Consider the following 22,078-nt stretch of genomic DNA (forward strand, 5'->3'; position numbering starts at 1 on the left):
AGATGCCCAGCGACACGCCGGTCCTGACAATTCTGGATCCAGAGAACTGTGTCCTCGCCGTTCAACGAATTCTCCATCTTGCCGCAGAGGACACAGAGAAATAGAAAATGGCTGATAAGCCAACTGAGAAAATCATAGGTGCTGCCATTGAAGTTCATCGTACCCTTGGCCTTGGCAACCCTTCTTGAAGTTGCCATGGCTCAGGCGCTGTCATATCTGAAGGCAACCGATCTTAGTCGAGCGCTCTTAATCAATTTTGGCGAAAAGAGACTCGTTGACGGTATCAAAAGAATATCTCTGTAACCTCTGTGGCTAACAATCAAATGAATATCTCACCCCTTGATGACCGGTACCGGGATGAGGTCGAGGAACTTATCCCATTCTTTTCAGAAATGGGTCTCATGAAATACCGCATTCAAGTGGAAGTAGAGTATCTTGTCGCTCTGGGAAAGGAAAAAGGCATCCCACAGCTTCCGCCGTTTTCCGCGGGTCGCCAAAAAGATCTTCGCCTGCTGTATCAGAGTTTCTCAGCCCGGGATTTTCAGTCCATAAAAAAAATTGAAGAAGAGACCCATCATGATGTCAAGGCAGTGGAATACTTCCTTCGGCGAAAACTCAACAGGCTCGACATGGAAGAATACGAGGAATGGGTCCACTTCGCCCTCACGTCTGAGGACGTCAACAATCTCGCCTATGCTCTCATGTGGCAAGAAGCTATCACCGAAGTCTACCTCCCCATCTTGAGCGGCTTGATCGGTGAGCTGAAACATTTTGCAGAAAGTTACCGGGACACTCCGATCCTGGCGCTGACACATGGTCAACCTGCTACCCCTACCTCGCTGGGAAAAGAATATGCAGTCTATGTTCAGCGCCTGGCCCGGCAACTGCGCCAGATGAAAGGACACAAGCTGCAGGGCAAGCTTTCTGGGGCCACGGGAACGTGGGGTGCCCATGTTGCCAGTTTTCCTGAGATTGACTGGATAAATTTCAGCAAGAAATTTATTTCGTCTTTTGGGATGGAGCCGAACCTTGTAACCACGCAGATCGAGGCCAACGATGCTCTTGCGGAGAGCTACCAGATACTCTCTCGTATTAACACTGTACTCCTGGATCTGTGCCGGGATGTGTGGCTCTACATGAGCCGAGGCATATTCAATCAACGGCAGCACTCGGGAGAGGTTGGATCCAGCACCATGCCCCACAAGGTGAACCCTATTCAATTTGAAAATGCTGAGGGGAATCTCGGTTTGGCTAACGTCTACCTTTCCCACCTCGCCAATGCTCTTCCTGTCAGTCGCCTCCAGCGCGACCTGTCAGGAAGTACCATCATCCGGAACCAGGGTGTTCCCCTTGCCCACGCCCTTCTGGCATGCAAAAACATTCGAAAGGGATTAAAAAGGCTCTTCATCAACGAGCAAAATCTCCGGAGAGAGCTCAATGAACATTGGGAGGTTCTGGCGGAAGCGGTCCAGACGGTTCTTCGCAAAACGGGGGACAAGAAAGCATACGAGCGGCTCAAAGAAATGATCCGGAAGGAAAGGGTCACCCAGAGTGATATGCACGCCATGCTGGAGCAACTGAATCTCCCAGAGACTGAGAAACAGATGTTGCTGGCGCTTTCCCCTGAGACGTACATCGGTCTTGCGTCCAAGATTGTAGGTGAGGGGTAGCCCTTATGTGCGGAGTAGTGGGCATCGTTTCGCAGAAGCCGGTGGTTGCCGAGCTGTACGAGGGACTCATTCATCTTCAGCATCGAGGACAGGACGCGGCGGGCATCATGACCTATGACACCCGGTTTCACGCAAAAAAGGGTGTGGGTCTCGTCAGAGATATCTTCGACGAAACGAATATGCTACGCCTTCAGGGAACGATTGGGATCGGTCATACACGGTATCCCACGGCTGGAGGATTCAGTATGGAGGAGGCCCAACCATTCTGGACGAGCATGCCCTACGGAATCGCCATGGCTCATAATGGAAACATTGTAAACTATGATGACCTGGTAAGAGATCTTGACGAGAAGTACCAGCGTTACGTCAACTCTACGAGCGACACGGAGGTAATCCTTCACCTGTTTGCCGATGCCCTCGATGACGCCACGACCAACGGCCAGGCAGACAGTTTTTTTGAACACATCTGCCAGGCGGGGAAGTATCTTTTCAATGAACTCACAGGATCCTATTCCGCTATCGGGATGATTATCGGCAAGGGGATGGTGGTTTTCCGCGACCCCCACGGCATTCGCCCCTTGGTGAAAGGAGAGCGACATAATCCGGACGGCACCACCGATTACATCTTTGCCTCCGAGACCACCATGTTTTACGCTCTCGGTTTCGAAAACGCCGGAAATGTGGCTCCTGGAGAAATTATCTACGTGAGCGAGGACCGTACCATGTACAGTCGCATTCTCAAGACGGACCAGTTCACCCCTTGCGTATTTGAATACGTCTACTTCGCCCGCCCTGATACCATGATGAATGACGTGAGCGTCTACAGGTCGAGACTTCGCATGGGACAGAATCTGGCCAATCGTTGGAAGGAAAGGTATCCAGACTCCATACCTGATATCGTTATCCCTGCTCCATCCACCGCCAACACCGCTGCCCTTTCTTTTGCCAATGAACTCGGTGTGCGTTATTCTGAAGGCCTTTACAAGAATCCATTTATCGGGCGTACCTTCATCATGCCCGGCCAGGAAGAACGAAGACGATCTGTCCGGTATAAGCTCGTTCCTCAGGAGACAGAGATCCGTGACAAGATTGTCCTCATTGTGGATGACAGCATTGTCCGGGGGAATACGAGCAAGGAAATTGTCAAGATGATCCGGGAGTTTGGCGCAAAGGAGGTCTATTTTGTGGCCGCGTGTCCTCCCGTTAAATCCCCGTGCTTTTACGGGGTTGACGTACCCACCCGCGCGGAACTTATCGCATCCCGTATGTCTGAAGAAGAGATACGAGAAAACATGGGAGCCGACAAACTTCTGTACCAGGAGATTGATGATCTGGCCGAGGCAGTGACCAGAAAAGGTGAACATGACATCTACCTCCCGTGTATGGCGTGCCTCGATGGCAACTACGTGACAGGGGACGTGGATGAGGTGAAGATCGTGACGCTGGAAAACAAGAGGATCCGAGAACGCGCTCAGAACTAAACCACGGACCTGCCCGCCCTCCTTTTAGTCGGGAGCAGGCGGGGACGCGGACTTCTTCTTAACTTCAACCAAGCGGTGTTGAAAAATGGAATCGTCAGAAGGGTGTTATAGCTATAGTGATCCTCGGTGTCTCACTGTCTCCGCGCTGACAGAGTGAAAGTTCTCGTATACGGCTCTGGAGGCCGAGATCATTGTCTCGCTGACGCCTACGGAGACAGCCAGCACATAGACAAGGTCTATTTCGCCCCGGGGAATCCCGGGGTTTTGCATACCCCAAAAGGGGAGAGAAAACTTATTGAACGAGTCTCATTGACGAACTTCAATGAGGTGGTCCATTTTTGCGTTGACAAAGGCGTAGACCTGGTAGATGTGGGATCAGAAAATCCTCTGGAAGACGGTCTCATAGATGTCCTGAGCGAGAATGGTATCAAGGCAATCGGTCCGGAGAAGGAATACGTCAGACTGGAGAGCGACCGGGCATTCACCGATGACCTTCTGACCAAAATCGGTGTTGCCAAACCGGAGTACGCCACGTTCGATGACCCGGAAAAGGCCAAGGAGTATGTCCGCAACATAGGTTACCAGGTGGTCGTAAAAGCCAACGGTCTGGCGGCGGGAAAAGGAGCGATAGTCTGCGAAGACATCGAGGATGCCGAAACAGCCATTGACAGAATCATGGTGGAACGAATCTTTGGCGACTCGGGCAGCAGGGTGGTCATTGAAGAAAGAAAATACGGGACAGAGATTTCCTTTTTTGCCTACTTGGACGGCGAGCATGTCATGCCTCTGAGGATGTTCGCGGAGGACTACAAGTCTGCCTTCGATACGGATGACAAAACATTAATTGAGCAATTTGGAGGGAATCCTAACACCGGGGGCACCGGATGTTACTGCCCCCATAAGTTGGTCACTCCCTGGCTCCTCAACCGAATCATTAAAGAAATTGTCAATCCCACTGTCGATGCTCTCTACAACGATCTTGGCTGGAAATACAAGGGAGTTCTTTATTGGGGATTGAACCTCGATCCTTACGATAATCTTGATGTCTTTGAAATAAACGTGCGCCACGGCGACCCCGAATGGGAGGTTCTCGCTCGGAAGCTGAGCACGGATCTTTTTGAAATTGGTATGGCTGTGTGTGACGGATCATTGGATACCATCAGACAGGTATGGAACAATCAATGCTACGTGGATGTGATCGCCATGGAGGGACGCTCCAAAGCGTCCAGGGGGTGGAACAAGGGATATCCGGGAAGATACGGAAAGGGGCATAAGATAACAGGGCTCGACAAATTAGAGCGAGGTATTGCCCTTTACTATGCGGGCGTTGACGAAGACAGCCAAAAAGGCCTGGTGACCTATGGAGGAAGAGCCCTGCACGTGGTGGCGGGGGGCGCTTCCCTGGAAGAAGCACGAAAAAAGGCGTACAGAAATATAAAAAGGCTGTCCTTTATCGATCATAAGAACAGCAATGCCAACTGTCTCCGCTATCGGAGAACAATAGGATTATAGTGCTTGAGTGCCAGAGTGTTAACGTGTTCACGTTATCCGTCATAAGAAAAGAAGATTAATCAGAGGAACCAGGTTTTGTCAAAGATCGAGAGGTTTAGGACACGAAAATAATCGTCAGGAACTCCGTAGTTATTGCCGTATGGCAATAACTACGAAGCAACAATTCACTATGGAATTGAACGGTTTCCGTGCATAGGAGATGATTGCGATCAAACTGGGGGTTTTGGGATCAACCAGAGGAACGGATTTGCAGGCTGTGATTGATGCCATAGACCGGCAGGAGCTCAATGCCTCCGTTAAGGTCGTTATCAGCAACCGGAAGAAGGCCTACATCCTGGAACGGGCGAGGAATCACGGGATCGACGCGGTATTCATCAGTCATAAGGAAAAGGTCCGCGAAGAATTCGACGCTGAAATGTCAGGAGTATTGGAGGCCAGAGGGGTAGAGCTCATTCTGCTCATCGGATTCATGCGCATTCTCTCGGGATGGTTTTGCGAGAAATGGCGCAATCGAATCATGAACGTACACCCTTCTCTACTCCCTGCTTTCGCTGGGGGAATGGATATGAACGTTCACGAGGAAGTTCTGAAGGCCAGAGCCAAAGAAACAGGCTGCACCATTCACTTTGTGACAGAAGACCTGGATGCAGGTCCCATTGTGGTACAGAAAACATGTTCCGTTGAACCCGACGAAACTCCCGAATCCCTGAAAGAAAAAGTTCAGGCACTGGAAGGAAAGGCTTTTGTCGAGGCCATCCAACTCTTCCAGGAAGAAAAACTCAGTGCCCTTTATGGCCAACCCAGGGCGCTATGAATACCGAGGGTATTCAAATCAAACGTGCCCTGATCTCAGTGTCCGACAAATCAGGAATAGTCGAGTTGGGAAAGGGCTTGAAGGATCTTGGCATTGAGATCATTTCAACAGGGGGTACAGCCGCGGTTCTGACCGACAGAGACATTTCGGTTACGGATGTTTCCGATGTCACTGGTGTTCCTGAGCTAATGAATGGTCGCATAAAAACTCTCCATCCAAAGATTCACGGCGCCATTCTCGGCCTCCGCGATAAGCATGGCGAGAGCGCCCGGGAGAACGACATAGCCTGGATTGATCTGGTTGTCTGCAATCTCTATCCCTTCGCCGAAACGGTTTCAAAGGAAGACGTTAACCTTGATAGGGCTCTCGAAAATATTGACATAGGGGGACCCTCCATGATTCGAAGCGCTGCAAAGAATGTCGGTTGGGCAGGTATCGTGGTGGATCCGAAGGATTACGGAGCCGTGTTAGGTGAACTCAAAACTGAAGGGGGCTTGACGTTTGAAACCCGAAAAAGGCTCTCTGCCAAGGCCTTCGGTCATACGGCCCGCTACGACGCACTCATATACAATCATCTCAATGATAAACCAATGTCTGATCCTTTCACGGTAACATTCGATAAGCATTATGACCTCCGTTACGGAGAAAATCCACACCAGAAAGCCGCAGCGTTCAGAGTCTCCCACGATAGTGGATCGAACGTTCTGAATGCAAAGATCCATCAAGGGAAAAAACTTTCCTATAACAACATTTTGGATGCCGATGAGGCATTGGCGTGTTTGAGAGAATTCTCCCAACCTGCCTGCGTGGTGGTGAAGCACGCCAATCCATGCGGTGTTGCCACCGGCAGCGGCATCACCGATTGTTTCACCCGGGGATTTGAAGCCGACTCACTATCCGCGTTCGGAGGGATCATTGCCTTGAACCGGACATGCACGAGCGATATCGCGGAATTCTTGAGGAAAGTGTTCATTGAAATAGTCCTCGCCCCAGATTACGAACGGGAAGCCCTGGAAATCTTTAGCACAAAGAAAAAGCTAAGGGTGTTGGAAGTGGGAGAGATCACCCCACCGGATTCAAGGGTGGAGTTCAAATTCGTCGATGGTGGCCTCTTAGTTCAGGAGACCAACATTAGCACGTTAATACTCGAACACTTGAACACTGTGACCGAGGCGGAGCCGACAGAGCAAGAGATTGAAGATATGCTCTTCGCCTGGAAGGTTCTGAAACATGTGAAGTCCAACGCTATTCTCACGGCGAAGGACCATGCCACGGTAGGCATCGGTCCCGGTCAGGTGTCAAGGGTCGACGCGGTGGAGATCGCGATTCGCAAGTCGGGAGACCGGATCACGGGTGCCGTTCTTGCCTCGGATGCCTTTTTCCCATTCCGGGACAGCATCGATATGATTGCGGATAGTGGATTGCGGGCTGTGATCCAACCGGGAGGATCGATTAGAGATCAGGAGGTGATTGATGCCTGCGACGAGCACGGGCTCGCCATGGTCTTCACGGGAACGCGCTGTTTCAAGCATTGACGGGGAAGATGTCTTCTCCATAGATTTGGCCAGCAATAAAACGAGGAGAAGGAATATGATATATGCCGATGTCTTAAGGCCTTCAGTAAGAGGACGGTCAATCGTATATGATGTGACACTCGTTGTCGGAGGTTCCCTGTTCATTGCCCTCCTTTCCCAGATCAAGATTTCCCTCCCTTTCACTCCCGTTCCTATCACGGGTCAGACTCTCGGCGTTCTCCTGACAGGAGCCATGCTGGGCCGAACCCGGGGCGTCGCTGCTATTGTGGTTTACCTCTGTGAAGGGCTTGTTGGTCTACCCGTCTTCGCAGGAGGGGCTTTTGGATTTACCCACATGCTGGGCCCCACGGGAGGCTATCTCTTCGGCTTTATCCCCGGAGCGTTCATCACCGGTTTGCTGGCAGAAAAAGGGTGGGACCGAAAAACCGGAACGACCATCCTCGCCATGGTCCTGGGAAATCTTGCCATTCTCTCTGTTGGCCTTTTCTGGCTGGCTCCATTCACGGGAATAGATCGCCTGCTGGAACTTGGATTTCTCCCATTTATCCCGGGCGAGATCGTGAAGATTGGATTGGCGGCCGTATTGCTCCCCTCAGGCTGGAAGCTTATAGGGAAAGATTCGTCAGCTTCTTAACTCAGCGATATCTGTATAAAGATCCAGAGACCCCGGGTTTGCCAGGGCATCCCGGTTGAGGGCCTCATCACCGTGAATGATCCTTTTCACGGCAACTTCCACTTTTTTCCCGTTTATGGTGTAGGGAATATCTGTGACGGGAAGAATCTTGGCTGGCACATGACGTGGTGAGCAGTTAGTTCGAATCGTCTGTCTGATCTGTTGAACAAGGGCGTCCGTAAGATCCACACCTTCGTTGAGCTTCACGAATAGGATCACCCTTTCATCTCCCCGCCACTGCTGTCCCACCGCCAGGCTATCTGACACCTCCTGCAGAGCTTCCACAACCTGGTAGATTTCCGCAGTTCCGATCCGAACACCACTGGGATTCAACGTGGCATCACTCCGACCGAATATCCTGACACCTCCATGATCGTTTATCGTGATATAATCTCCATGGCTCCAGACATTTGAAAAGAGATCGAAGTAGGCACCTCGGTACTTCGAACCGTCTGGATCATTCCAGAAATAGATGGGCATAGAGGGAAAGGGTGAGACGCAGACAAGTTCTCCTTTCTCGTTTGTCTGTCCTGTTCCGTGCGGGTCAAAGGAGTCCACCTTCATTCCCAGTCCCCGGCACTGAAGTTCCCCCCGGTATACGGGCACGGTAGGATTCCCCAGGGCAAAACAGGAAATGATGTCTGTCCCGCCGGAGATGGATGACAGCATCACATCCTCCTTAATATCCCGGTAAACGTAGTCGAAGCTCTCTTCCACCAGTGGCGAACCGGTAGAAAGGATGGCCCGCAGTTTTCTCAGGTTAAATGCCTCTTTCGGTTTCACGCCTTCCGCCTCGCAGGCCGAGATGAACTTGGCGCTCGTTCCGAAGACCGTAATTCCCAGCTCCTCAGCCATCCGCCACATGGCCCCGGCATCGGGATAGAAGGGGGAACCATCGAAAAGAACCACCGTGGCACCCACGGCCAGGGAGCTCACCAACCAGTTCCACATCATCCACCCACAGGTAGTGAAATAGAAAATGGTGTCCTCCCGTCTGAGATCGGTGTGAAGACGAAGTTCTTTCAGATGCTGGATGAGGGTGCCACCGGCTCCGTGGACCATCGATTTGGGCAGGCCTGTCGTGCCGGAAGAATACATGATGTATAGGGGATGGTCGAAGGGCAGCTGTTCAAATGGCAGTTCAGGAACCTCATCGTCAGGACGGAAATCCCGGTAATGAATACCATTCCTTATGCCCGAAATGTCTTCTCGCTCCTGCGTGTAGGGAACCACCACAACCCTTTCGACATCCGGTAGTTCACTCAGAATACCCCGCAGTTTCTCCAGACTGTCGATGGGCTTGCCATTGTAATAGTAGCCATTTGCCGAGAAGAGAACCTTCGGTTGAATCTGACTGAATCTATCGAGGACACCGCGAATCCCGAAATCGGGAGACGAAGAACTCCAGACGGCCCCGATGGACGCCGTGGCCAACATGGCAACAACAGTCTCCGGAAGATTGGGCATAAAACCGGCTACCCGGTCTCCTGCGGTGACTCCGAGTTCTCTCAAAGCATGACCGATTCTTGAAACTTCCTGGTGCAGCTCACCATAGGTTAGTTCCCGATCGGGCTGACCTTCTCCCCGGAAAACCACCGCGGTCTGGGCATCACGGAAGCGAAGAAGGTTTTCCGCAAAATTGAGACGGGCCCCAGAGAACCATTTCGCTCCGGGCATCTTTCCCGGATCGTCAACTACCTCATGATATGATTGAGAAGAGATGATCTCGCCAAACTCCCACATATCCGCCCAGAACTCACCAATGAAATTCACCGACCAGTCGTACAACTGATGGTAGTTCAGGTGATCCAATCCGCGCCGCTCGTTGACGAAACGGCGAAACTTATCCATCTGCGATCGTCTCATCGCCCTGGAGTTTGGACTCCACATAATATCTGACATTGCCCCTCCTTCCCTTCAGCAGTTGGACAAATGGTACCGACTTCTCGTTATAAAATCAACTCAAATACGGTTTGTATGCTTCTTTTGCATGCTCTAAATTTTCCGGTCGTGGAACCCAGATTAAGAAAACGTACGGAGAGAAGTCCACGTTGAAATATATCTACTTTTTCGGTGACGGTCAGGCCGAAGGTAGTGCCAACATGAAAGAACTCCTCGGAGGCAAAGGGGCCAATATTGCAGAGATGACCAATCTGGCTATCCCCGTCCCACCTGGTTTTACCCTCACGACGGAAGTGTGCCGCTACTACAGCAATCGCGACCGGACGTACCCCGCTGAACTGGCAGAAGATGTCGATTCCGCCATAGAAAAAACGGAACGGATTATGGCGCGGAAATTCGGGGATTCTAATAATCCCCTTCTTTTCTCAGTGCGTTCGGGTGCCCGGGCCTCTATGCCGGGCATGATGGAAACCGTTTTGAATGTGGGTCTGACTACTCGAACCATTCCTGGCCTCATCAAGAAAACGAATAATCCCCGCTTCGTTTTCGACGCCTATCGACGCCTTATGATGATGTACTCCGACGTTGTCATGGAAAAAGCCGGGGGCATTACACCCAAAGAGGGCCTCGGCATCCGTGAGCAGCTTGAAGAGCTTATTGAGCTGCACAAAGAAGACAAAGGGGTGCATCAAGATATTGAACTGGATGCCCATGACTGGCAGACCCTGTCGGAAAAATTCAAGGAAAGAATCAGCCACGTTTTAGGTGCCGAGTTCCCTGATGATTCCTATGAACAACTCTGGGGAGCGATTGGGGCTGTCTTCCAATCCTGGAACGGGAAACGGGCGGTAGCCTACCGGCGGATCGAGGGACTGCCCGATAGCTGGGGAACCGCCGTGAACGTCCAATCCATGGTTTTCGGAAACATGGGAGAAGAGAGCGCCACAGGAGTGGGATTTACCCGCAATCCTGCGACGGGCCAAAATGTCTTTTACGGTGAATGGTTGCCCAATGCCCAGGGGGAAGATGTGGTGGCTGGCATTCGCACCCCCAATCCCCTTAATATTGACGGAAAGACAGAAAAGAACCGGGATCTTCCTTCTCTCGAAGAAGCAATGCCCGGGCCGTATTCGGCCCTCGATGACATCCAGAGGAGGCTTGACACTCACTACCGGGACATGCAGGACATCGAATTCACCATTGAAGAAGGCCGTTTATGGATGCTCCAAACGCGCGTCGGCAAGCGCAACGGCGTTGCGGCGGTTAAGATGGCTGTGGATATGCATCATCAAGAATTGATTTCAAAGGAAGAAGCCTTAATGAGAGTCAAACCCTCTCAACTGGATGAGCTTCTCCATCCCATGGTGGATCCGGTCGCCGAGGAGTCAGCTGCGTTTCTGGCCGACGGTCTTCCGGCTGGACCCGGCGGTGCTCTGGGCCAGATCGTTTTCACAGCCGATGACGCAGAATCGTGGACCAACGACGGAAAAAAGGTGGTCCTTGTTCGCAATGAAACTTCTCCTGAGGACGTACATGGCATGCACGTGGCTGAGGGTATCCTGACCGCAAAGGGGGGCATGACAAGCCACGCCGCCCTTGTGGCCAGAGGATGGGGGAAATGCTGCATCGTCGGATGCGGAGCGCTCAATATCAATCGCCGGAAGAAAACGATCCACGTAAATGGAAAGGTGTTGAAAGAAGGGGATTGGATCACCTTGAACGGCACCAAAGGAAATGTCTATCTGGGTGAGCTGCCGCTGGTTCAGGCGGATCCAGTACATAATGAATCCTTCCGGCCACTGATGAAACTCGCCGACGAAGTCCGGGTGCTGGGTGTCCGCACAAATGCGGACCGGACAGAAGACGCGAAGCAGGCCCGAACTTTTGGCGCTGAGGGTATCGGTCTCTGTCGAACGGAACATATGTTTTTTGACCCGGACAGGATCTCGGCGATACGCGAAATGATCGTCGCCGCCTCGCAAGAGGAGCGGCGGAAAGCCGTCATGAAACTCCTCCCCTACCAACGGAAGGACTTCTACGCGATCCTTAAAGCCATGGAGGGACTTCCCGTGACCATCCGCCTTCTCGATCCTCCCCTCCATGAATTCGTGAATCTTACGGAAGAGAAGACAGCGCAACTGGCGACGGAACTGGGTGTGGACGAAGCCAACCTGCAGGCTCGAATCCAGTCACTCCACGAGCTCAACCCCATGCTGGGGCACCGGGGATGCCGCCTGGGAATTTCCTATCCTGAGATTACTGAAATGCAGGCCCGGGCCATCTTCGAGGCCACTGCCCGGCTCACGAAAGAGGGTGTGGAAGCCAAGCCAGAGGTCATGGTTCCTCTCATAGCAACGGCGGCCGAGTTCAAACATCAAGAGAAAATCATCCGTCAAACGGCAGAAAAAGTGATGAATGAAACAGGACAGGAGTTTGACTATCTTGTTGGGACCATGATCGAGCTCCCCAGGGCGGCTCTCACGGCCGATGAGATTGCCAAAGAGGCTGAATTTTTTTCATTCGGAACCAATGACTTGACACAGACAACATATGGATTTTCCCGCGACGACATCGGGGGCTTTCTGCCTACCTATCTGGAGCAGAAGATCCTTCCCCATGATCCTTTCCAATCACTGGATCAGGCGGGAGTCGGACAGCTGGTCCAGCTGGGTGTGGATAGAGGCAGGTCAGTCAAGGATGACTTGAAGGTGGGAATCTGCGGTGAACACGGGGGCGACCCCGATTCCATCGATTTCTGCCACCGTGCCGGCCTCGATTACGTGAGCTGCTCTCCTTTCCGTGTGCCCATCGCCCGGCTCGCGGCTGCCCAGGCAGCCATTCGAAATAAGTAAACCACAGATTACACGGAGTTCACCGAGACTGTCCTGACTTCTTCAACCGAGATAAGACACCATGTATCATCTTGGTAACACGGATCTTCTTGACGACAATCCAATCGCTATTTATGGCTCCCGGGACATTCCGATCTCTGTTCATAATTCAGTTCTTAGCCTTGTTAATCCCCTCATGGAATCGCCTGTTACTCTCGCTGGCGGGTGGCAGTCAAAACTTGAAAAGGCGTTACTCAAGGCGAGGAGACCGGGATCGCCGTCCAACATCATTTACGTTCTCGCTAAAGGAATTCATAGCTTCAGGGTGTCAAAATCCCTGAGGGGAGATCTCGATAGGGGAAAAGTTCTTATTATTTCCCCCTGGATGAGTGACAACCGAATTGATGAAAAAAAGGTGACAAAACGGGACGATTTCATCTTAAATCAGATGGGGCGCTTCCTCTTTCTGCATATCAGAGAAGGGGGCAATCTGGAAGAGCTCTTTTTCCGCTGCTTGGAGCTCGGAAAGGAAGTTTTTCTCCTCGATGACCTGACAAACGAGACCTGGGCGAATCCGGAAGTGGTCTCTATATCTGGCAAAGATTTGACTCCCCTGATCTCCTAAGTTCATACCACTATCCCCCCATCAACGTTAATAATAGCCCCGTTTATGTAACTGGCCTCGTCGCTGGCCAGGAAGCAGTAGACACTGGCCACTTCCCCAGGCTGACCCATCCGTTCCAAGGGAATCTTTCTCACCTTCGCCTCGATTATCTCTTCGGGGATATCCTTCAACATGTCCGTCTCGATAAATCCCGGAGCCACTGCATTCACCCGTATGCCGTATTTCCCCAGCTCCCTGGCCCAGACCCTGGTCATCCCGATGACGCCACTCTTGCTGGCCACATAATTGGTCTGACCAAAATTGCCGTAAAGTGCAACCACGGATGTGGCATTCAATATCACCCCCGATTGCTGCTCTCGCATTACCCGCGCCACCTCCTGGGTGCAAATGAAGGTCCCTTTCAGGTTTACCCGGATGACGCGGTCGAATTCTTCATCGGTCATCTTCTTCAACGTTTTGTCCTGTATCACGCCTGCATTGTTCACCAGAACGTCAATGCACCCGAACTTGTCCATCATCGATGTAACCATTTGCCGCACACTTTCCCTGTGGGTTATGTCCACATGAACAAACAGGGCCTCCGGACCCGAGCTGGAAATCTCGCGAGCCGCACTCTCGCCAGTCGTTTGATTAACCTCCGCCACGACAACTCTGGCTCCCTCCTGAGCAAACCGGAAAGCCGTCTCTCGCCCTATACCCTGACCTCCTCCCGTAATGATCACGACTTTGTCTTTGAGTCCCTTCATTTTAGTCTCCTCTTAGTACCGGAAATAATGCAATACTTTTGCCTGACCTTCAATCTTTTTTCTTTTGCATCCTCACTGTAACTTCCCCCCACCTTGCGACGGGCCTGCCTCTATCTCCTTCTTCTTCCCCTTGTCATGCCGGGGCAGGAGGATATCTACTTCAGCCCTGTTTTTGACGTCTCAGAAGTCTCAAAAGCCCTCCAGTCGATCTCGCAAAGTGATCTTGAAGCTCATCTCATATTTCTCGCTTCAGACGCAACGGAAGGAAGAGAAACCGGCCATCGCGGTCTTCAGGTGGCGGCCCACTATATCGCCTCTCAATTTCGACGAATCGGACTCACCTCTCTGAATCCGGACGGGTCTTTTTTCCAGCAGTATGAAGTCTTGAAGAGCCGCCTGGGAGAGGATCCCACTCTCGCCCTTTTGTATGAGGAGGGGGCAAGTCAGCTGAAAGAAATCTTTCAATATAAGGAAGATTACTTCCTCTCCACCCGCAACTTGACCAGCAAGTTGGAGATTCAATCACCGGTTGTTTTCGCCGGGTACGGAATTGTAGCGCCGGAGTACGACTATGACGATTACGCAGGAATAGAGGTTTCTCACAGAATCGCTCTGGTCATTGAAGGAGAGCCTGATTTTGATGATGCCCGCCGTTTCAAGGGGAAAGAATTCACCCATTTCTCCAATGTGAGGGAAAAGCTGACAGAGGCCAAAGAAAAAGGGGCCGTTGCACTCCTTGTCGCATCAAATCCAAAGTTAGACAGGATTTTCACCGAGAAGTTCAAAGGGTGGGAGCGGTGGCTACATCGTGAGAGCATGATGCTTCCAACCTCGGGAAAATCCGTGCCCCTTTTCTTTATTAGCACTCGCACCGCGGACCGAATTTTGGAAGGAGCGGGCAAAACGCTTCAGGAACTCCAGACGGAATTGGACGCCGGAGGGGACCCCGTTTCTCAGACCCTCCATGATCGATACATTCGTTTTACCCTTGATGTGGAAAAGGAGACTCTCGTGACCCAGAATGTCGCTGGATATTCCCCGGGAAACGATCCCAAAGCGGGTGGTGAGATGATCATCATATCCGCTCATTATGATCATCTGGGTGTAGACGAACAAGGAACCATCTCGTATGGCGCCGATGATAACGGAACGGGAACGAGCGTCCTCCTGGAGGTTGCGGAGGCGGTAGCGACAAATCCGGAATTGCCAAGGAGGGGATATCTGTTCCTCGCTGTCTCCGGCGAAGAGAAGGGGTTACTAGGCTCCCAATACTATGTAGGACACCCTCTTATGTCCCTGGAAAGCACCGTGGCGAACCTAAACATCGATATGGTGGGCCGGAATGCACCTGACAGCATTTATGTCATCGGCTCGAATATGATGAGCGAAGACCTCCATCGAATAAACGAATTCGCCGCCACCAAGGTCAAGGAACTTCATCTCAATTACCGGTATAACTCTCTGGATGATCCCAACCGGTTCTATTACCGGAGTGACCACTATAATTTCGCAAAAAATGACATCCCGGTGATTTTTTATTTTTCCGGGGTGCATAAAGACTATCATAAGCCGACGGACACCGTCGACAAAATCAATTTCGAAAAGCTGGACAAAGTGGCCCGGCTGGTCTTCCTCACAGGATGGGGCGTCACACAAAACATCACGCGGCCGAGAAAGAATGCCGGCCAATATCCCGAGCTTCCGGATAAGATTATGTTCTAGACAAAGAGACAGAGAGACGAGGTGAAGGGGCGAAGAAGGACAAAGTAGACCTGGTAACCGAGATAAGATCAGACAGGGATCTGCATGTATACGCGCTGGCCTTTGATGTGGCTATGGAAATCTTTGAGATCACGAGCGAATTTCCTGTAGAAGAAAGATGTTCCTTGATAGACGAAATTCGCAGATCCTCTCGTTCCGCGTGTTCCAACACGGCGGAAGCGTACCGCAAGCGGAAGATATAAGGCTGCATTCATTGCAAAACTGAGCGATGCAGAATCCGAAGCGGCCGGGACTCAGGTGTGGGTCGAATTCGCCCTCAAATGCAGATATATAACGGAGAACGCCGCCAACAAGATCTACAAACAGTACGACAACAGTATTGGTAAGCTGGTCACCATGATTAATAATCCCAAGAAGTGGATATTGAAGGTATAGCTCCCAGTCTCCCTCTCTCCCATTCCCCTGGTCTCCCAGTCATCAACTTCCAGTTCAACCAACAACTTCCTTAAACACTCGCTTGAAGTTTTCCCCGAGAATCTTGCGAACATCACTCTTGGAATAGCCCCGATCCAGAAGTTTCTCTGTAATCGCGGGAAACTTCGTACAGTCTTCCAATCCCTGAGGGGGGACGGAAATGCCGTCAAAATCCGATCCAAGCCCCACATGGTCCGCACCGGTAAGCCGGACGATGTGGTCGATGTGGTCTATGAGAATGTCAATGGGCGGTGCCACTTTGGCGAGTGGTTCTTCAAGCACCTCTATGCGGGCTCCCCAGAAGTCATCTGAATCCTCATCATAAAGAGCTCTGAGGGAATCCAGTTCATTCGCGTAATCCTCTTCCACTTGATCCGCTCGTGCAGAGAACGTGCTGTCAATAAAGCTCGGGTAGAAATTGACAAATACGACCCCACCATTTTCCTTCACAGCGAGGAGCTGATCGTCCTTCAGATTCCGGTAGTGAGGACAGAGGGCGTAGGCGGAAGAATGGGAGGCGATTACCGGCTTTGACGTTGTTTGCATGATGTCCCAGAAGGTCCGTTCCCCCACATGTGAGACATCCACAATTACCCCCAGGTCATTGCAAGTCTGGACAATCTCGCGCCCAAAATCCGTCAAACCGAGAAAAGGGAGGTCCTCCTCCTCCGCCTCATCCCTGGCAGAAGTGGCCCACGTGGTGGAATTGTTCCAGGTGAGTGTGAGATATCGCATGCCCCGGTTGAATAGGTGTTCCAGGTTTTCAAGACTATTCTCAATATGATGGCCTCCTTCCACACCGATAACGGCCGCCAGTTTTCCCGTCTCCTCGATTGCCAATAGGTCATCGTATGTTTTTGCCATTTCAAATTTCCCCGGCGCTTTCCCCTCAAGTTCATACAGGGCATCAATCTCGGCATTCGCCTGCTCAAAAGAACTATCCAGGGGGAAGAAAGAGGGGTTGATCCAGACGGAGAAAACCTGGACATCCACTCCCCCCGCCAGTAGCCTGGGAATATCCGAATGACCCGATGATGTCCACTGCGTAATGTCTTCGCCCCTCATCACACGGAGAAGAACGTCGTTATGGGTGTCTGCCACATATGCCCGGTCATGGAAATCCTGTACCGATTCGGTGCAGGCCAAGAATGCGCATAAGGACAAGAAAACTGGCGTGACCGTCCTTTTCATGACATGCTTCCTCCCTTTTCTAATGCCAGATCTTCTCGGAATTATCTCTGTCAAATTCTCATCTCAACGGGTTTGCCACCATCTATTTACGGAGTCGGGGAAACAATCCCTCTAGACGGGCTCAAACTTTGCGGTGAAATGCCTCAGGAACTTCGCCTGCTCCACAATGCGAAAACCTCTGAGCTGTTCCCGTTTTTCCCAGACGCGTTTACACGCTTCAATCACATAATCGATATGGCTTTGTGTATACACTCTTCGGGGAATAGCGAGTCTCACCAGTTCCATCTCCGCTGGCGTTTCCTCTCCCGTCTTAGGGTCCACCTTCCCGAACATCACCGAACCGATCTCCCCTGTCCGTATTCCACCCACCCGATACAGTTCAACCACCAGAGCTTCTCCGGGATATTCCAGGGAAGGAATGTGAGGTAAACTCGCTTTTGCATCGATATAGATCGCATGGGCGCCGGGCGGCTGGACGATAGGGAAGCCCGACTCTTCCAGAAACTTCCCGAGATACTGTGTTTCCGCAACCCGGTAAATAAGATATTCTTCACGGAGGACTTCTTTGAGTCCCACGGCAACGGCTTCCAGATCCCTTCCTGCCAGTCCCCCATAGGTGGGGAAGCCCTCTGTCAGGATGAGAAGATTTCTCTCCTCGCGGGCAAGATGGTCACTATTGGTGCACAGAAAGCCACCAATATTTGCCAGGCCGTCCTTCTTCGCGCTCATGGTACAGCCCTCTCCGTAGCTCATCATTTCTCGGACGATTTCCCAGACAGGCTTATTCCCATATCCCCTTTCGCGAAGCTTAATCAGGTAAGCATTCTCAGCGAATCTGCAGGCATCAAAATAAAGGGGAATATCATGCCTGGAAAGAATCTCCTTAACGTTGCGAATATTCTCCATCGATACTGGTTGTCCCCCACCTGAGTTGTTCGTAACCGTCAGCATGCAGAGGGGAATCTTTTCTCTCCCTACCTTTTTAATCAATGATTCCAGCTTATCCACGTCCATGTTTCCCTTGAACGGATATGGGTTCTGAGGATCCTTCCCTTCGTCAATGACCAAATCTTCGGCGATGGCACCCCTGAATTCGATATTGGCCCGGGTAGTGTCGAAATGTGAATTATTGGGAACCACATCGCCCGCGCTGCATGCGGCTGAAAAGAGAATGCGCTCAGCGGCCCGTCCCTGATGGGTTGGAATGACATGCTTGAATCCGAAGATTTCCTTCACCACATTTTCAAATCGCCGGTAACTCTCGCTCCCCGCATAGGCCTCGTCGCCCCGCATAATAGCACTCCACTGGTTGGCACTCATGGCACCGGTGCCGCTGTCGGTGAGAAGATCGATAATCACATCCTGGGCATCAATCTGGAAGACATTGTAATCTGCCTGTTTGAGCACTTTCTCCCGGTGTTGGCGAGTGGTCATCCGGATCGGCTCGACCGATTTGATCTTGAACGGCTCGATTATGGTTCGGAAAGTGGTCCCAGCTTTGTTCAACTGATGGATCTCTTCTTTTCCCACGTTATCCCGCCGAAATCTCCATACGATTTTGAGAAGTGATAGTCACCAGGATAATGTGAATCCAACCTTGACATCCGTGTCCCGCTCTTTCACGTTTTTCGGCGGTTGGGAGTTATACTGGTCCCGCCAGGTTGCCGTGATCATGAACTTTTCGGATGGGGTGGGAATGGAGAGTGTAAACTGGTTATCAATGAGAAGATGGGCAGGGTTTCGGACCAGGGGTTGGATAAAGATCATGTAATTAACAGTGATTCCGCTATCGAACTTCTTTTTGTACTTGGGCCGAACCGACAGACGGTATTGTCTTCTTACTGCTTCGGCTTTGTAATCCTCTATCTCCCACAGATAGGCTACACTGACGGAAATTTCCTTCCCAGCCGTGTATTTTCCCCCGGCACCCAGTTGAACTCTTCTCTCGAGGAAGGTTGTGGAGTCGTACGCCCAGTACGACAGAAAGAATGGGGAAAAAGTCTCATGCGCCATGATCTCCAGGAGGAAAGAAGCGCTGCCATCGTGTTCGTAAAGAGCATCATTTAACTGTCCTCGCGTGTGGCTGACAGTGAATCTCACTTCACTGTCCGGCAGATTGATCCTTCCCAATTGCCCAAAGGGTTCTATGGACAGGTCTCCCGCATACTCACTGGACATTGCTACGGTATATGAAGTCAGGTGCGTATTCCCCTGCTGGGTTGTGAGAGATCCTGTGAAGGATCTTTCCCATTCCCCCGCCGAGACTGCTCCAACAGAAAGGACACTCAACAATATTACGACTCTTTTCATCTCTCCAAAACCTCAATTCGTCTCATTTTGAAACTAATTCATACGAAAAAGCCTTCCTGAGCAGTGGCTCCCGGAAGGCCTGTTTTGAGAATTCGAATGGCAGCTAATCCACCATTTCCGAACCGCCCAGAACGTCCTCAAGATTAAATCGACCTTCCTTTTCCATCTGCCGTGCCGCATCCACGATCGTCTTTCTTGCCATATTCACCTCTCGCTTCGGGATGGCCCCTTCCACGGGCTCATACATGGCCTGTTTTTTCTGCGGGAGGTTATTGAGAACCTTGTCCGAGGTCTCCTGAGGCAGACCCTTGAAAGCGAGTGCGATGGTATCCAGCTCGACCGTGTTCATGATTTCCCGAAGTAGGTTGTCGGGAAAGCTGAAGATGTCATCAAATGTTAGGTAGTACTTCTTGATCTCTTTCACCAGGTCAGGTGATTCCCGGGAGATGGTTTCAAGGTATCTCTCCTCCTCCTCGGGAGGCATCTGGCCCAGAATATCAGCGATACTCTTTCCCCCACCGCGGGAGAAGTCCACGGCCCGGGGAAGGAAGTGAGACTTATGTTCCAATTGCGTGGCCACATTCACGATCGCTTCCAGTGGAACTTCACTCAGATTACCCATTTCCATGAGTACCCTTCCTTTAACTTCCGGCGCTAGCCGGTTGATTACCACCATCCGCCTCTCGGATGAAACCTGGGCCGCGGCCATGGCGATAATGCGAGGCTCTTCCACTTCCAGAAGTGCCGCGAGCTGCTCATCTGCGAGACTGTCAAGGAATTCGAAGGGTCGTTTCGCATCGGTCACATCCGATTTCTGGAGTTTCCTCGAAATAAAGGCAAGATAGAATTCATCAACGACTTGCTTTTTGATTAAAGAGGAAACGGGCTCCATTTCACGGATCCGGCTACGGATTTTTCTCACCTCCGTTTCTCCCAACCCCTTAATGAGTTTAACCGCAAGGCCCTCTCCAAGAACGGAAAAGACTATGGCCACTTTATCCAGGCCGGACAGTCTGTTATATTCGGTAATCATCTCTCGCCTCTACTTTTTCTTTTTCTTCTTCCCCTTTTTTTCCTCTTCGGGGGGTGCTGCGGGAGGTGCCTCTTCAGGGGCCGGAGCCGCTTCAGCCTGAGGGGGTGCCTCTTCTTCCAGCCACTCCTTCACAATGCCGGTTGCCGTCTCGGGCTCACTCACGGCCGCGGACACGATGGACTGGCGCGTCGATTTGACTTCGGATTGGAGAACCGCCGGATCTTCACCGGGTGCAACCGGGGGAACCGATGGGGGTGGAGGCGGCGTGGGCGGAGGTGTCACTCGGGCCTCTCCGCCTTCAGATTTCGTCACTTTTTTTTTCGGGGGCCTCATCATCCAGGGAGGCGGCATAACGTACCGCGGCTTGCGTCTCCCATTGAAAAGGATGACAGCAGCGAGAGCCACAACCGCCAGCAATGAAATGGCACTCATGAGATAAATGGGGAGATTACTCACGCCCCCATTCGCCCGACTCATCTCTCTTTGAACCTGTTGCAGCATTGCAAGCTTTTCCCCTATGACGGAATCCAACCGGGCCTTCTCCTGTTCCATGGCGGTGACTTCATCCACCGCAGCCTGTTCTTCTTCATCGGTCATGCTGGCCGTTCCCAGCTCGACCCTCAGCTGATTGATTTCGCTGGCCAACTGAACCACTCTCAAGGAGTCTCGTGCCAGAAGGGCCTCTCTTTGCTCCTCAAACTCTCGACTGAGCCGCTCATTTTCAAGCTTTTGCAGTTCCAAACGCCAAACGGACTGTTCTTCCTCGCGGCGACTGGCTTCTTCATCCTTCCACCTCTCCAATTCCTGGCGCCAATCCTCCGCAACCTTTGCGTCGGTTTCAGCCTGTTTCTCTTCAAGCTGATCAATCTTCTGGGCAATACTCCGCAGTATGATGGCTTCGGCAGTCCGCTCGTCCCTCCTCACCTTAAAGGAAGCTGTCATGATGCTCAACACATCACCCCGGCTGCGGTCATAATGCGAAGCAACCATAATGATTTGACGTACATTCTCAATCAACTCCGGAGATGACGCTTCCGGTAGAATACAGCTGATTTCCATTTTCTCTATCATAGGTATCGAAGCCGTAATGTCAGTGTACGATTGAGATATGATCCGTGCCCCTTCTCTTGAGGAAGGCTCCGGGAGGGCCTCTTCGAGTTCCACCACAGACGGCTCTTCAGTTTCTTCCTCCTCTTGTTCTACCTGGAAATCGAATCCGGGTATGGGGATACCCGTCACCCTTGACTTTCTCCCCTGGCGTTCTTCGGCAGGGGTGGGTGCGGATTTTTCCGGCGCTTCCTTGGGGGACGGCTCAAATGTCACTTCTTCCCTTACAGTGGGGGTGAACTTCAGATCCACCGTGACATCCAACACATACCGGTGGTCAGCCAGCACCTTTGACAGGGCAGATTCGATACGTTTTCTAAAATCGTTTTCCAGCATCAACTTCTGTGCCAGATAGGTAGACTCTTGACCCATACTTACACCCACAATCGTAGCCCCAACCAGGGTGGCCGCCGCCATAAATGTCAATCTCCTTTTCATAACTTCCCCTATTC

General features: G+C 51.7%; 17 protein-coding genes and 1 pseudogene. 11 read left to right on the top strand and 7 right to left on the bottom strand.

The genetic code is table 11. From position 1 onward, the window contains the following. Positions 1 to 138: 138 nt before the first annotated feature. The 7 genes from V3U24_09670 (at position 139) to V3U24_09700 (ending at position 7,646) form a co-directional block, all read left to right on the top strand. Positions 139 to 303, top strand: a complete 165-nt coding sequence (locus tag V3U24_09670; GenBank protein ID MEE9167708.1) for a GxxExxY protein — start codon at positions 139 to 141, stop codon at positions 301 to 303. A gap of 20 nt (positions 304 to 323) precedes the next feature. Further along, on the top strand, positions 324 to 1,670 hold the full coding sequence (gene purB / locus V3U24_09675) for an adenylosuccinate lyase (protein MEE9167709.1): 1,347 nt from the start codon (positions 324 to 326) through the stop codon (positions 1,668 to 1,670). 5 nt (positions 1,671 to 1,675) lie between these two features. Then, positions 1,676 to 3,151: an amidophosphoribosyltransferase gene (gene purF / locus V3U24_09680; protein ID MEE9167710.1), complete on the top strand. Its 1,476-nt coding sequence runs from the start codon at positions 1,676 to 1,678 to the stop codon at positions 3,149 to 3,151. Positions 3,152 to 3,304: 153 nt separating this feature from the next. After that, positions 3,305 to 4,663 carry a phosphoribosylamine--glycine ligase gene (gene purD / locus V3U24_09685; GenBank protein ID MEE9167711.1) on the top strand — a complete coding sequence of 453 codons (1,359 nt, stop codon included), beginning with the start codon at positions 3,305 to 3,307 and terminating at the stop codon, positions 4,661 to 4,663. 199 nt (positions 4,664 to 4,862) lie between these two features. After that, positions 4,863 to 5,477, top strand: a complete 615-nt coding sequence (purN, locus tag V3U24_09690; GenBank protein ID MEE9167712.1) for a phosphoribosylglycinamide formyltransferase — start codon at positions 4,863 to 4,865, stop codon at positions 5,475 to 5,477. Then, positions 5,474 to 7,012 (top strand): bifunctional phosphoribosylaminoimidazolecarboxamide formyltransferase/IMP cyclohydrolase, encoded by a 1,539-nt coding sequence (gene purH, locus V3U24_09695; GenBank protein MEE9167713.1) that lies wholly within the window; start codon positions 5,474 to 5,476, stop codon positions 7,010 to 7,012. Before purN ends, purH begins: the two co-directional genes overlap by 4 nt. Positions 7,013 to 7,067: 55 nt before the next feature. Next, entirely contained in the window at positions 7,068 to 7,646 is a 579-nt protein-coding gene (locus V3U24_09700; GenBank protein ID MEE9167714.1) for a biotin transporter BioY, read from the top strand. Here the strand turns inward: V3U24_09700 and V3U24_09705 are convergent. Beyond that, positions 7,635 to 9,536: an acetoacetate--CoA ligase gene (locus V3U24_09705; protein ID MEE9167715.1), complete on the bottom strand. Its 1,902-nt coding sequence runs from the start codon at positions 9,534 to 9,536 to the stop codon at positions 7,635 to 7,637. The genes V3U24_09700 and V3U24_09705 overlap by 12 nt on opposite strands. A gap of 200 nt (positions 9,537 to 9,736) precedes the next feature. On the opposite strand from V3U24_09705, the gene ppdK reads away from it, so the two are divergent. Together ppdK and V3U24_09715 are read left to right on the top strand one after the other, a co-directional pair. Continuing rightward, complete coding sequence (ppdK, locus tag V3U24_09710) at positions 9,737 to 12,439, top strand: pyruvate, phosphate dikinase (GenBank protein MEE9167716.1); 2,703 nt, start codon at positions 9,737 to 9,739, stop codon at positions 12,437 to 12,439. A gap of 61 nt (positions 12,440 to 12,500) precedes the next feature. Then, positions 12,501 to 13,043, top strand: a complete 543-nt coding sequence (locus tag V3U24_09715; protein MEE9167717.1) for a hypothetical protein — start codon at positions 12,501 to 12,503, stop codon at positions 13,041 to 13,043. Between the two features lie 2 nt (positions 13,044 to 13,045). On the opposite strand, the gene fabG is transcribed toward V3U24_09715, so the two are convergent. Then, a complete protein-coding gene (fabG, locus tag V3U24_09720; GenBank protein MEE9167718.1) occupies positions 13,046 to 13,789 on the bottom strand; it encodes a 3-oxoacyl-ACP reductase FabG in 744 nt (247 codons plus the stop codon). 93 nt (positions 13,790 to 13,882) lie between these two features. Between fabG and V3U24_09725 the strand changes: the two genes are divergently transcribed. Together V3U24_09725 and V3U24_09730 are read left to right on the top strand one after the other, a co-directional pair. Next, positions 13,883 to 15,511 carry a M28 family peptidase gene (locus tag V3U24_09725; GenBank protein MEE9167719.1) on the top strand — a complete coding sequence of 543 codons (1,629 nt, stop codon included), beginning with the start codon at positions 13,883 to 13,885 and terminating at the stop codon, positions 15,509 to 15,511. Positions 15,512 to 15,624: 113 nt separating this feature from the next. Next, positions 15,625 to 15,946, top strand: a pseudogene (locus V3U24_09730) (four helix bundle protein). A 54-nt stretch (positions 15,947 to 16,000) separates the two neighbouring features. Here the strand turns inward: V3U24_09730 and V3U24_09735 are convergent. The 5 genes from V3U24_09735 to V3U24_09755 form a co-directional block, all read right to left on the bottom strand. Continuing rightward, positions 16,001 to 17,176, bottom strand: coding sequence for a dipeptidase (locus tag V3U24_09735; protein ID MEE9167720.1), 1,176 nt, complete (start codon positions 17,174 to 17,176; stop codon positions 16,001 to 16,003). 111 nt (positions 17,177 to 17,287) lie between these two features. Then, positions 17,288 to 18,706: a tryptophanase gene (locus tag V3U24_09740; GenBank protein ID MEE9167721.1), complete on the bottom strand. Its 1,419-nt coding sequence runs from the start codon at positions 18,704 to 18,706 to the stop codon at positions 17,288 to 17,290. A 42-nt stretch (positions 18,707 to 18,748) separates the two neighbouring features. Beyond that, positions 18,749 to 19,486 (bottom strand): DUF481 domain-containing protein, encoded by a 738-nt coding sequence (locus V3U24_09745; GenBank protein ID MEE9167722.1) that lies wholly within the window; start codon positions 19,484 to 19,486, stop codon positions 18,749 to 18,751. 103 nt (positions 19,487 to 19,589) lie between these two features. Continuing rightward, a complete protein-coding gene (locus tag V3U24_09750) occupies positions 19,590 to 20,519 on the bottom strand; it encodes a FliG C-terminal domain-containing protein (GenBank protein MEE9167723.1) in 930 nt (309 codons plus the stop codon). Between the two features lie 9 nt (positions 20,520 to 20,528). Then, positions 20,529 to 22,064 (bottom strand): flagellar M-ring protein FliF C-terminal domain-containing protein, encoded by a 1,536-nt coding sequence (locus V3U24_09755; protein ID MEE9167724.1) that lies wholly within the window; start codon positions 22,062 to 22,064, stop codon positions 20,529 to 20,531. Positions 22,065 to 22,078: the final 14 nt, after the last annotated feature.

The organism is Candidatus Neomarinimicrobiota bacterium, assembly GCA_036476315.1.
Lineage (GTDB): Bacteria > Fidelibacterota > Marinisomatia > Marinisomatales > S15-B10 > JAZGBI01.